The organism is Alcaligenes sp. AB3 (genome assembly GCF_031844565.1).
Taxonomy (GTDB): Bacteria; Pseudomonadota; Gammaproteobacteria; order Burkholderiales; family Burkholderiaceae_B; genus Alcaligenes; species Alcaligenes faecalis.
Map to the genome: position 1 here is coordinate 1 of NZ_JAUZVM010000018.1, position 12,722 is coordinate 12,722.

At 55.4% G+C, this 12,722-nt stretch carries 9 protein-coding genes; 5 read left to right on the forward strand and 4 right to left on the reverse strand.

Annotation, left to right across the window (positions count from 1 at the left end):
* Window positions 1–472 precede the first annotated feature (472 nt).
* Both murI and Q9R35_RS18575 read right to left on the reverse strand, forming a co-directional pair.
* Window positions 473–1,309 (reverse strand): glutamate racemase, encoded by an 837-nt coding sequence (murI, locus tag Q9R35_RS18570; protein WP_086061181.1) that lies wholly within the window; start codon window positions 1,307–1,309, stop codon window positions 473–475.
* A 159-nt stretch (window positions 1,310–1,468) separates the two neighbouring features.
* Window positions 1,469–2,815 carry an aspartate aminotransferase family protein gene (locus Q9R35_RS18575; protein WP_086069991.1) on the reverse strand — a complete coding sequence of 449 codons (1,347 nt, stop codon included), beginning with the start codon at window positions 2,813–2,815 and terminating at the stop codon, window positions 1,469–1,471.
* A 100-nt stretch (window positions 2,816–2,915) separates the two neighbouring features.
* Here Q9R35_RS18575 and Q9R35_RS18580 point away from each other — a divergent pair, with 100 nt between their 5' ends.
* Entirely contained in the window at window positions 2,916–3,839 is a 924-nt protein-coding gene (locus tag Q9R35_RS18580; protein ID WP_042487110.1) for a LysR family transcriptional regulator, read from the forward strand.
* A 48-nt stretch (window positions 3,840–3,887) separates the two neighbouring features.
* Here Q9R35_RS18580 and Q9R35_RS18585 read toward each other — a convergent pair whose 3' ends face one another.
* On the reverse strand, window positions 3,888–4,313 hold the full coding sequence (locus tag Q9R35_RS18585; RefSeq protein ID WP_311220247.1) for a lipocalin-like domain-containing protein: 426 nt from the start codon (window positions 4,311–4,313) through the stop codon (window positions 3,888–3,890).
* Window positions 4,314–4,432: 119 nt separating this feature from the next.
* Window positions 4,433–5,857, reverse strand: a complete 1,425-nt coding sequence (locus Q9R35_RS18590; protein ID WP_045930350.1) for a PLP-dependent aminotransferase family protein — start codon at window positions 5,855–5,857, stop codon at window positions 4,433–4,435.
* Window positions 5,858–6,090: 233 nt separating this feature from the next.
* Here Q9R35_RS18590 and Q9R35_RS18595 point away from each other — a divergent pair, with 233 nt between their 5' ends.
* The 4 genes from Q9R35_RS18595 to Q9R35_RS18610 all read left to right on the forward strand — a co-directional run bounded on the left by Q9R35_RS18595 (window position 6,091) and on the right by Q9R35_RS18610 (window position 11,734).
* A complete protein-coding gene (locus Q9R35_RS18595) occupies window positions 6,091–7,743 on the forward strand; it encodes a cbb3-type cytochrome c oxidase subunit I (protein WP_311220248.1) in 1,653 nt (550 codons plus the stop codon).
* Between the two features lie 4 nt (window positions 7,744–7,747).
* Window positions 7,748–8,356 (forward strand): cbb3-type cytochrome c oxidase subunit II, encoded by a 609-nt coding sequence (locus tag Q9R35_RS18600; RefSeq protein ID WP_311220249.1) that lies wholly within the window; start codon window positions 7,748–7,750, stop codon window positions 8,354–8,356.
* Window positions 8,353–8,943 carry a cytochrome c gene (locus Q9R35_RS18605; protein ID WP_311220250.1) on the forward strand — a complete coding sequence of 197 codons (591 nt, stop codon included), beginning with the start codon at window positions 8,353–8,355 and terminating at the stop codon, window positions 8,941–8,943. Before Q9R35_RS18600 ends, Q9R35_RS18605 begins: the two co-directional genes overlap by 4 nt.
* 487 nt (window positions 8,944–9,430) lie before the next feature.
* Window positions 9,431–11,734, forward strand: a complete 2,304-nt coding sequence (locus Q9R35_RS18610) for an AAA family ATPase (RefSeq protein WP_311220251.1) — start codon at window positions 9,431–9,433, stop codon at window positions 11,732–11,734.
* Window positions 11,735–12,722: the final 988 nt, after the last annotated feature.

Consider the following 12,722-nt stretch of genomic DNA (forward strand, 5'->3'; position numbering starts at 1 on the left):
GCTCACACAGCAGGCCGCTTGCACCCCCGATCGCCACTCCGCCTGCGGCAAGTCGTCTGACTCGCCCCGCGCCCCTTGTCCCAGCACCCCGAGCAGCTCTCAACGGTTTGAAGAGTCATGCCTGGAATCCTTGTTCCTGTGGATTGTCGTTCGAGTCGTAAGGGGCCGGGCTTATCGCTCGGGATGACTTTAAAAACCATCCGGAAGGAGGGTTTTTAAAGTCAGCACGTCAGCACGTCAGCACGTCAGCACGTCAGCACGTCAGCACGTCAGCACGTCAGCACGTCAGCACGTCAGCACGTCAGCACGTCAGCACGTCAGCACGTCAGCACGTCAATACGGACGCGGGTGTGATCGAAGGTGGCGAAAGAGGGTGCCGAAACTGGGCAGCAGGAGGGAGAGGTCAATCAGATAGAGCAGCCGATTCAAGCTGCTCTTATGGGACACATAGGGGAATTAAGGACGGCCGGTTTTACAGCGTGTTCAGCGCTTGCGTCGGGAATGCCAGCATGGTGGGTTCCGCCAGTCCTGTCAGTGCTTGGATGACTTTTTGGGCTTGATCCATGGGGGCGCTGCTGATGAAGGCGCTGTTGCCTGCTTGGGTTTGGGTATTCAGGCAGTTGGCTTGGTCCAGGCGGCGGTGGACTTGGGCGGCCACGGCGAAGGAGGGTTCCAGGATATGGAAGCGCGAGCCGCTGATGGCTTCGATGGTGGCGCGCAGGAAGGGGTAGTGGGTACAGCCCAGTACAAGTGTGTCGGCCTGGCTTTGCAGGGCCGGGGCCAGGCGGTGGCGTAGTTCTGCTTCGATTTCCGGGCCGCTCAGTTGCAGGGCTTCGACGCGGTCGGCCAGGCCGGGGCAGGGGATGCGGATGATTTCTACGTCGCTGGCATAGCGGTCGATCAGGCTTTGCAGGCCGCTGCTATCCAGGGTGCGGCTGGTGGCCATCAGGGCGACGCTACGGCTGCGGCTCAGTGCAGCGGCGGGTTTGATGGCCGGTTCGATGGCGATGATGGGAATGCTCAGCGTGGAGCGCAGGGCCTGGGCCGCTACCAGGGTGGCGGTGTTGCAGGCGATAACCAGTGCTTTGCAGCCTTGGTCGACCAGCAGTTGTGTCATGCGCTGGGTGCGCTCGACGATCCATTCTGGAGAGCGGTCCCCGTAAGGGGCGCATTGTGAGTCCGCCAGATAGAGCAGGTTTTCATTAGGCAAGGACTGACGCAAGGCACGCCAGATGGACAGGCCGCCCACGCCCGAGTCAAACAGGCCGATGGGAGCCTGAGCAAAAGGGGGCGGTGTGGGTGAACTCATGGCGCTGAACGTTTCTTGTGGAGCAAAGCTCGTATTATGGCGCGTTTGTGTGCGTTGGAGCAGGCTGCAGGAGAGGCTTGGGTGGAAAGTTAAGGTTTCCAGTTGCAACGACTGGGGGACGATTTTGGGGCGGCCCGCAGCAGGCCGCCCTTTGGCTCGTTAAGCCAGTTGCTTCAGGACGCCACCGACGGCGTCGAACAGCGAGTCCAGCTGGTCAGGTGTGCTGGTGAAGGTGGGACCAAATTGCAGGGTGTCGCCACCAAAGCGTACGTAAAAGCCTTGTTTCCACAGTTGTAGACCGGCTTCAAAGGGGCGGATGGCAGGGTCGCCATTACGAGGGGCCAGTTGGATGGCACCTGCCAGGCCGCAGTTGCGGATGTCGATGACATTCGGGCTGTCGCGCAACTGGTGCAGGGCCTGCTCAAAATGCGGGGCCAGTTCGGCGGAGCGTTGCAGCAGATTGTCTTGCTCCAGCAACTCCAGGGCAGCCAGTCCGGCGGCGCAGGCGACGGGGTGGGCGGAATAGGTGTGGCCGTGGCTGAATTCCACGGCGTGCAGTGGCAGGTCCTGGCCCATGAAGGTTTGGTAGATTTCTTTGCTGGCAACGACTGCGCCCATGGGGATGGCGCCGTTGGTCAGCTGCTTGGCCATGGTCATGATGTCGGGGGTGACGCCAAAGTACTCAGCCCCGGTATAAGTGCCCAGGCGGCCCAGGCCGGTGATGACTTCATCAAAGACCAGCAGGATGTTGTGTTGATCGCAAATCTGGCGCAGGCGCTGCAGGTAGCCAGTAGGTGGCACCAGTACGCCTGCCGAGCCCGAGACGGGTTCGACAAAAACGGCGGCGATGGTGCTGGCATCGTGCAATTCGATCAGTTTCAGCAGTTCGTCGGCCAGGGTAAGGCCACCTGTCTCGGGCTGGCCGCGCGTGAAGGCGCAGTCTGCTTGCAGTACATGGGGCAGGTGGTCGGCATCCATCAGCTGGCCGAACATTTTGCGATTGCCGCCTATGCCGCCCAGGCTGGTGCCGGCCACGTTCACGCCATGGTATCCACGAGCACGGCCAATCAGACGGGTTTTGGTGGCCTGGCCTTTGATGCGCCAATACGCCCGCACCATCTTCACGACGGTGTCGGTACATTCAGAACCGGAGTTCGTGAAGAAAACATGATCCAGACCGTCAGGGGTGTGCTGGGTCAGCTTGTCGGCCAGTTGAAACGCGGCGGGATGTCCAAACTGAAAGGCAGGGGAGTAGTCCAGTTGACCAAGTTGACGGTGCACGGCGGCCTGGATTTCATGGCGGGCGTGCCCGGCACCGCAAGTCCAAAGCCCGGACAGGCTGTCAAAAATCTGGCGGCCATCCTGGTCGTACAGCCAGTTGCCTTCGGCTTTGACGACCAGGCGCGGGTCCTGCTGGAAGTGCCGGTTCGCGGTAAAGGGCATCCAGTGGGACTGGAGATTGAGTTCACTGGCAATCTGCTGTGGCGCAAAGTAGGGTGAGTTCACATTGGTCTCCTCAAGGCGGTGAATACCCCCAGTGTAGGCAGCTAAGTTGTTGAGTAAAATACGTTTTTATTTAACTTCACTTATTGTTTTACTCACCTATATGCAATTCAAGGGACTTTTGCAGGTTTCCGATTTTGATTTGCGTCTGCTGCGTGTGTTCAGAACGGTGGCGCAAGTGGGCAGCTTTTCGGCCGCGGAAGGCGTGTTGGGCATTACGCGCTCGGCCATCAGCCTGCATATGAGCGATCTGGAAAAACGCCTGGGTGGAATCCGGCTGTGCCAGCGTGGCCGGGCTGGCTTTGCCTTGACCGAGGAAGGGCGGCAGGTGTTACGGGCCAGTGAAACCTTGATGGCCGCGGTGGAGAATTTTCGCAGTGAAGTGAACCAGCTGCATTCCAGCTTGCGAGGGGACTTGAATATAGGCTTGATGAATAGCCTGATCTCGCAGCCTCATATGCATATCACGTCGGCCCTGCGTGCCTTGCGGCAAAACAGCGAGGCGGTGCGGGTGCATATCAGCATGAGTACGCCCGGCGAAATTGAGCGTGGTTTATTGGACGGCCGCTTGCACATGGGCGTGCTGCCTGAAACCAATTCGCTTAGCGGGCTGGAGTATCGCACGCTCTACGCGGAGCCTTATTTTTTATATTGCTCCTGGGAGCATCCTTTGTTTGAAGCGGCGCAAACAGGCACGGTGTCTCAGGACACCTTGTGCCGGGCTGCGGCCATTGCACCTGCCTATCGCATGAGCCCCGAGGCGATTGGCCAGCACCAGGATTTGAATTGCGTTGCTACCGCCAGTGATCGGGAAGGGATCGCCTTTTTGATTTTGACGGGGGAGTACATCGGCTTTTTGCCCGAGCACGTGGCGGCTCGTTGGGTGGAAAAGGGCCAGATGATTGCGGTGGACCCGCAGCAACGCCAGTTCACGATTCCTCTGTCCTTGGCCATGCGCAAGGACAGGCGCGCTCATGCGATTGTGGATTATTTTCTGGGCCTGCTCGATAGCGCGGCTCAGAATTGAAACGACCAGCAAAGGCTGGCCGTTCGTGATGCCCTTGGGCGGGCCTGCTTAGACGGGCTCGGCGCGGTGCCACAACAAGGTGCCCACGCCCAGCTTGCCAGCCACCACGACGGGATCACGGGTAGACAGTTCCAGCGCGTCTTGGATAAAGCGTGCCAGGCGTAGTTGGGGAACGCCCACCCAATCGGGGTACAGAGACATATCAACAAAGTGGGTGACGCATTGGGTCGCCTCGTTTACTTCAAACGTACCTGCATAGGCCAGATACGTATCCAGTAGGGACTGACAGCTGTCCTGTACCGTTCTGGTGCTGCTGCCCAGTTGTGCTCCCATATAACCTGTTTCTGTGTATATCAGCTGACCAATGGGGTTGGGCCCCAGCCCCGGATAGCTGGGTGAACCATCCTCCGGGACAAATTCAAAGGACTTCAGTTGCCAGACACCGATCAGCTTGCTACGTAAGGTATGGGCCATCAAAAACTCCTGAGCAGACAGTATTGTTGCGTGGTGTAACTGCGCCATCATGCTGTCTTTTCTTTTGTCATTCAATGACTTGCCGATTCTTATTTTCTATCGTCCGATTCTACGTGTCGTTACTTTTTAAGCAGCAATGGTCGGCATAAATTGCCCAGAATTTCCAGGGCCTGCTCACTGTGTTCCGTCCAGGGATGACCAAAGTTAAGGCGCAGACAATGGCTGTAGTTCTGGGTGGTTGAGAAGATGGAACCGGGCGCCAGACTGATGCCTTGAGACAGGGCCTGGCGATGCAATTCCAGGGTTTGCACGCTTTTTTCCAGCTCCACCCACAAGAAGTAGCCACCTTCGGGGCGGGTCGCCCGTGTGCCTGCGGGGAAGTGGCGTCCCAGGGCTTTGGAGAATTGTCCATACTGGTTTTTTAACTGGGTACGCAAACGGCGCAGGTGCTGGTCATACGCGCCTTTTTCCAGGTAGCTGGCCAGGGCTAGTTGGGTAGGGACGGGGGAAGTCAGGGTGGTGGTCAGTTTGGCCTGGGCGACTTCGCGTAAATAGCGTCCCGGCACAGCCCAGCCGATGCGATAGCCGGGTGCCAGGGTTTTGGAGAAAGAAGAGCAGTGCATCACCAGACCCTGGCGGTCAAAGGCCTTGGCGGGGCGGGGGCGTTCTGTGTCGAAATACAGCTCGCCGTAAACATCGTCCTCGATCAAGGGGATTTCATAGCGGGCCAGCAACTCGACCAATTGGGATTTTTTTGCGTCGGGCATCAGGCTGCCCAGTGGATTCTGGAAATTGGTCATCAGCCAGCAGGCTTTGGGGGCGTGCTGCTTGATGGCTTGCTCCAGCGCTTCCAGATCAATGCCTTCGCGCGGGTGGGTGGGCACTTCCAGAGCCTGCAGCTTCATGCGCTCCAGTGACTGCAGGGCGGCATAAAAGGTGGGCGACTCCACCAGCACAATGTCACCTGGCTGAGTGACCGCGGCAAGACATAGGTTCAGTGCTTCCAGAGCTCCGTTGGTAATCACAATATCGTTGGCATTGATCGCCATGCCCTGAGCCAGATAACGCAAGGCAATCTGGCGGCGCAAGGGGGCGTGGCCTTGGGTCAGGTCATCCACGCTGGCCCAAGGATCTTGTTGTTTCAGACTGGCTGATAAAAATCGGCCCAGCCGCTCCAGAGGAAAGAGCAGTGGGCTGGGAAAGGCCGATCCCAGCGGTGCAACGGAACGCTCGGAGCTGGACTGCAGGATCGCCATGATCAGGTCGCTGTTGTTGACGCTGGTGGCTTGCAGAGGTGGTTGGGAGGCTGTGTCTGCTTCCAGCGTATGAGGAGCCAGACTGGAACACACGTAATAGCCTGAACGCGGTCGAGCCTTGATCAGGCCTTGTGCTTCCAGTCGGTAATACGCCTGGAAAATTGTCGAGGCACTGATCTTGTGCTTATCCATCAATTGGCGCACGGAGGGCATGCGCTCGCCCGCAGCGACGGTGCCATCCAGAATGGCCTGGGCCAGTTCCTTGGCCAGAGTCTCGTACAGTTTCATGCCGCTCTGTGCTCCATCTGATACGGTGATTTTAATAAATGTGGTTTTTTTATTATCTGATGGGTATGTCTTCAAGCACAAGCAAGTCGCGATTTACGCGGCTTTCAAGCCAACTGATAGGGTTTTTTAAGCTTTAACTGATTCTTGGAATGCTCTGTACCGACAGGTAGCCTTGCCGGGTGTTTTCGTCCGTGCCCCTGTGGGCTGCGGGCCTATCTAATCAGAGGAATACCATGAACCCGACGGCGCTTTTGCTTGCCGCATTCATCCTGTCGATTGCCGGGCTTTTTGCCTTTATCTGGTCCTTGCGCAAGGGCCTGTTCGATGCTGACGTCAGTGGTGCACGCACTATTTTTCACAAGGGCGAAATCGGCCAGCCCGAAGAACCTTCTGCCGGTGATGCCCAACGGCAAGCTCTGAGTCTGGCTGCTGCCGGTCACGTGGCAGAAAACCATGGTCAGCAGACCAGTGCCGTAGAAATGGAGGCGCGCGAGCAGGCTGACCGTTCCAGCTCCATGCCTGCTTTTTTGTTGATTGTCTGTGCGGTGGTCTGGCTGGTTGTAGCCTCGTTTGCAGGCTTGATCAGCTCCTTGAAATTGCACTGGCCCGAGTTTCTGGGGGATGTGTCCTGGTTGAGCTTCGGCCGTCTGCGCACGATTCACCTGAACGGTGTGGCGTATGGCTGGGCCCCTATGGGCTTGTTGGGTCTGACGATCTGGATGCTGCCGCGCTTGTTGCAAACCCCTTTGTTGGGTGGCCGTTTGGTGATGGTGGGCGGTCTGGTCTGGAACGCAGCGCTGGTTGCGGGGATCGGTGCTTTGGCCATCGGCTTGAACGCCGGTCTGGAGTGGCTGGAAATCCCCTGGCAAATCGGTGTACTGTTCGCCTTTGGCGGCATGATGATCGGCATGCCGCTGGCTTTGATGCTCTCGCAACGCAAGGTCAAGCACTTGTATGTGTCGGTTTGGTACATCGGCGCGGCGCTGTTCTGGTTCCCGATTCTGTATCTGGTAGCCAAGGTTCCTGGCGTGCATTTCGGGGTGGAGCAAGCCACCATGAACTGGTGGTTCGGGCATAACGTACTGGGCCTGTTCTACACCCCCATGTCGATTGCCGCCATTTACTACTTCTTGCCCAAAGTCATCGGGCGGCCCGTGCGCTCCTACAACTTGTCGCTGCTGGGTTTCTGGACCTTGGCCTTCTTCTACGGACAGGTCGGTGCGCACCATTTGATTGGTGGTCCTATTCCCGAATGGCTGATTACCTTGTCCATCGTGCAAAGCGTGATGATGGTGATTCCGGTGCTGGCCTTCTCGGCCAACCAGCACTTGACCTTGAAAGGTCATTTCAGTGCGCTGCGTCACTCGCCGGTTCTGCGTTTCATTGTCTTTGGCGCCATGATGTACACCGTCGCGTCCCTGCAAGGCTCTGCTGAAGCGCTGCGTTCGCTGAACTCCATTACTCACTTCACGCATTTCACGGTGGCTCACGCTCATCTGGGCATGTACGGCTTTGTGACCATGGTGATCTTTGGTGGTGTGTACTTTGCCTTGCCACGCATTCTGAACACTGCCTGGCCTCGTCCCGCCTTGATCTCCTGGCATTTCTGGTTGGTGGTGGCTGGCTTTGCTGTCTACATGATCACGCTCAGCATTGGTGGCGTGCTGCAAGGTTTGGCCCTGCTGGATCCTGCTCGTGGCTTTATGGAGTCGGTGGTGGTCACCATGCCGTGGCTGCAAGGTCGTTCCATTGGTGGCGCCATGATGACGCTGGGCCATCTGGTTTTTGCCCTGCACGTGTTGCTGATGATTGTGAAGTCGGGTGCGTTTGCCTTGACCGAGTCCCGCTCGGCTGCTGTGCGCCGTACCGCTGAGTTGGAGGTTTAAGGACATGGAAAACGAACTGAAGTTGATTATCGGGTCCATGGTGACCTTGTCCCTGGCAACGGCGGCCATGATTGTGGTGCCGTTTCTGCAGCTGAAAGACGAGCCTGCCCCGGAAGGTCTGTCGCCTTATACCAGTCAGGAAATACGGGGTAGGGCGGTGTATCGGGGCAATGGCTGCATTACTTGTCACACGCAGCAGCCCAGCACGACGGGCGCGGGTGTGGCCGATGCCAGCCGTGGTTGGGGGCGTGCTTCGGTTGCGGGGGATTATCACTATGACGATCCGCCTTTGCTGGGCACCATGCGCACGGGGCCGGATCTGTTCAATATTGGTGTGCGTCAGCCTAGTCAGGATTGGCATTTGGGGCACTTGTACGATCCGCGCGCTTACTCGCCGGGCAGCAATATGCCTCCCTATCGTTTCTTGTTTGAAGCCAAGAACCCGGATCAGGTGCAGCCTGACGAGCGCGTCGTGAGTCTGCCGCCGGGTGTGGCACCGGAGGGCAAGGTGGTGGTAGCCCGTCCGGAGGCCTTGGATCTGGTGGTGTATTTGCAGTCACTCAAGCATGTGTATCCGATCTTGAGTGCTGATGTGGTGGGGAGTGAGGAATGAACCGGCCTGTTCAAAGTCGTCAAAGCGAGAATGCCGATCCTCACGAGCAGTACAACCCGGTTCCGCGCGTGGTGATTCTGGTGATTTTGGCCTTGCTGGCCTGGGCGGTGTATTACATCGTCTCGGCTCAGCCTAATAGCTCTCCGCGTTTGGGGGATCAGCGACCTTTGGCTGTGCTAGCTCCTGCGCCTGGCAGTGCATCTGCGGATGGCAAGCAGCTATATGCCAATGCCTGTGTGGCGTGTCATCAGGCGACGGGGCAAGGTTTGCCGGGGGTGTTTCCGCCTTTGGCTGACTCTGAATGGGTGAAGGGTGAGCCCAAGGTACTGGCGCAATTGGTGCTGCACGGGGTTACGGGAGCGATCACGGTGAAAGGTCAGGAATATCAGGGGGCGATGCCTGCGTTTGCAGAGCAGTTCAGTGATGCGGAGCTGGCGGCTGTGTTGAGCTTTATTCGCCATGAGTGGGGGAATGAGGAGGATGCCATTACCCCCGAGTTTGTTGCCGAGGCGCGGGCTGCCAGTGGGGATCGTAGTCAGCCTTGGCAAGGGGAGAAGGAACTGTTGGAGTGGATTGCGGCGCATTGAGGTGGCTGCGATGAGTTCTTCTGGAATTAATAATTAGAAGCACGTTTTGAAACGGTAGCACGCCGGGAACAGGCCCCCGGCTTTTGAACCGATATCTCGCCCGACCCCAGGGTTGGAGATGTCGGTTTTTTTTGTTTGGTGTCTCTGTGGGGACGCCGCTTGGGGGCCGGGTCCAGGGGGGCGGGCTTGACTACTTGCCGATGCTGCGCATCGGTACCCTTGTCGGTTCTGATATCCGGGCGCCCTGTGAATTCGCCAGGTGATTGGTCCCCCGGACCAATCACAAGCGTCGGGTTCAAACTGCCGAACCGCACGCAAGCGCAAGCGCGCAGGCCCGAAGCTGGAAGCCGGGCCGTAGGCGTCAGGGATGAGCGAATAGCGAACCTGGAGCAGCGTGGTCCGCGAAGCGGAGACGCAAGCGAGATCTTCGTTTATTATTTGCTTTGCAAGCAAATGTTGCTGAGGAAAAAACACGGAGGTCTTAATAATGATCGTCAGTATCAGCCGCCTTAAGCAGTTCGGTATCTTCAGCGACTTCAATGGAACGAAGATTCAGAAGTTCGGCCGGTATAACCTCGTCTACGGTTGGAACGGAACAGGTAAGTCAACTCTATCGAATCTATTCTCTTGTTTTGAGCTCCGCTCGATGGTTCCGCGCTTCAGTGCGGGCCAGTTCTCGGTCGTTTTGGAGGACGGTTCAACAATTACGGAAACAACTCTCCCTACATCCCAATTGAATATCCAGGTGTTTAATCAGCGTTTTGTGCACGAGAACATTGATTGGGATAAGTCAGTAAAGAGCATCCTTCTTATTGCGAAAGAGAAGATTGATGACTTGCAGAAACTGGAGAAGTTAAAAGGCGATCTTCAGAAAGCAAAGACGGCTTACGACGAAAAGCAAAGCGATATCAGGAAGCAGCGTGATGCCCTGGATAAGTTTTTAACTAACGCTGCGAAGAAGATGAAGCTGGGGCTTCAGGCAATTGACACGAGCGACAGCTACTACTTGAATTACGATCGCCGTAAGCTCTCTAGTTTTATTCAGAGCAACGGTGAAGCCGTTACCAAGGCTGAGTCGGTTCTTCCAGATGATAAGGTTATTGACCTTACGAACGCCGCAAAGCCAGATCAGTTGCCAAGCATTACGTTCGCCTCAACAGTTATTGAGCCGGACTATTTCAAGAAGGCGGCAACTCGCATAAGGGATTTGATTGGGACTACAGCAGTAAATCAAGCTATCCAGCGGCTGACTGAAAACCCGGACATCCGTGACTGGGTTCAAACTGGCTTGGAAATCCATAAGACTCACGACTCAGAATCCTGCGAGTTCTGCGGCTCTCCTTTCACCCAGCTTCGTGCCGAGGCCCTCTCCGCCCACTTCAGCAAGGAGTTCACGGATTTTCAAAATCGGCTTCAGAACGCCGCAACTTGGATTGAATCTCAAGGCGCTCCAGCCAATCACTTGCCCGCAGCGACAGAGTTTTATAAAGAACTGTCGGCTGAAGCAGAGAGGCTTCAAAAGGACTACGCAACTGCTGCTGAAAAGATCGACCAGCAAATGGACGGATGGCGGGAAGCCCTGAAAGCTAAGATCACAGACCCATCGAAGACAGACATTCAGATCTCGGATGTGGTTGAAGGCGATGTCGCCAATTTCAATGGCATCCTGAAGTCGATTGTTGGGCTCGTCGGAAAGCACAACAATAAGACGTCAAACTTCAAAGCTGAGACCTCAAAAAGCAAGGTGACACTGGAACTTCATTTTGCTGCGGCTGAGGTGCAAGAATTTGACTACGCTGGAAGTGAAAAGAAATGCAATGACCTTGAGGCGGAGGCAAAGAACGACCACAAGGAAATCGAAAAGATTAGTCAAGAGGTTGGAGCCATAGAGGCGCTGCTCTCGAATGAAACGGTCGGGGCGAAGGAGTTCAATGACATCTTGCATCGCTTCATTGGCCGCTCTGAACTTTGCCTAAGCTTCAATCAAAAGAAGAAGGGCTATGAGATCATCAGAAACGGGGTTGGTGAGCATGACGGCAATTTGAGCGAAGGTGAAAAAACTGCGATTGCGTTTGTCTACTTTATCACTAAGCTCAAGGAAAACGGGAATAACATCAAGGACACGATCGTCGTCGTTGATGATCCGGTGTCAAGCTTTGACTCAAATCACTTGTTTCATGCCTATTCATTCTTGAGGACGCAATGCACTGATGCCAAGCAGCTTTTTGTGCTGACCCACAACTTCACCTACTTCAAGCTGGTGAGAGACTGGTTCACTGGAACCAACAGGAACAGGGTTGCAAAAGGAAAGTCTGAGAGTTGCTTCTTCTATCGACTGGATGCGCCACCTGGCTCACCCCGCCATTCTTTGCTTGTTGACGCCGATGACTCTCTGAAAAATTACGGTTCCGAGTATCACTACATTTTCAAAAAGCTATATGAGTATAGGGCGCATACGACTCTTAACAGAGATGAAGCCTTTTTGACTGCAAACCTCTCTCGCAAGCTTGTCGAATCGTTCTTTACTTTTAAATATCCAAAGCGGAGAAGCGGTATAAGTCAATTGATGGAGGTTGGACTGAAAGACTGCACCATCACAACACCGGAAATCAAGGAAAAAATCTATCGCTTTATAAACAAGTATTCACATAGCGACGTGATTGAAATAACTGAAGAATCAGCAGAAAACCTAGCTGGCGAAAGCCATAGCGTCATCGGGCACATCTTTCAGTGGCTGGAAGAAGTGGACAAGAAACATTACGATGAGATGGTTCTAGTTGCGACCACATGAGCTGGTTCGTGAGGGCCGAGACTGTGTCAGACGGCGCAGCATAAAGTACGCGAAGCCCCTCGGACTGGCAAGCGCCACTCCCGTCAGGGATGAGCAGATAGCAAATCTGGAACAGCACGATCGGCGGAGGTGGAGACACACAGAACTCATCTCGCTCCTATCCATTTTCCAATAAACTGCTTTTACCTTATTGGAAATATGTTATTTAGCCATCGCACTAGGCTGTAAATCACATTTCCATAATTTAGCAGAGGCTTACTAGAACATCTTATGCCGTCATCCATCGATTTAGCCGCCCTCGTATCCGCTAATCGGGTCAACCTTTACATTGAGGTGCATCGGGGCCATCCTCTGGTGTCTCACTACGACCACATAAGAAGGCGACGCAGCGAAAGAGCCGCACGCGCGAGTTCACTCAAATTGATTTATCTCGATACGAACGCATGGAAGTGTGTGTCAGACTTTCGGCGGAACAAAACAAGTCTCACGCCAGCAATGAAGGCTAAACCTGTTGTATCAGGCTGCGGCGTAGTCCAGTGAAGTTCGGTGTTGGAGTCATGGTGAAATAAAAAAACGATTTGGAACGGGAGAAAGTATTGGTTGTAGCGCGGACGGGGGCTGTCCAGTGTTTTACGTTTGGCGCTTGGTGGGGCTAGAGTTTGTGGTCAGCGGAGTTGTTGTGATGGGTTGAAGGGCTACTGCGATTGGGCGGAGTGAGGCCAGTTGAAAAAGCCCAATAGTATTCGTCAATGATGATCAGCATGCTTGCGGTATTCACACGCTGATGACAGGCATCTATTGGTAGCGAGAACTCGTAAAGCAGAGGCTTTTAGAGGGGCGCTGCTAAAAAATAGAGCTCTGGGCATTGGGATCTGTTTATGAGCATCTGACTATTGGAAGCAAACCGGCTTGAATCGTGGATAACCATCACTGTGAACCACTTGGGTCTCTCTGCCGGGATTGGGCGGATCAGAGTACTTGCCGCGGG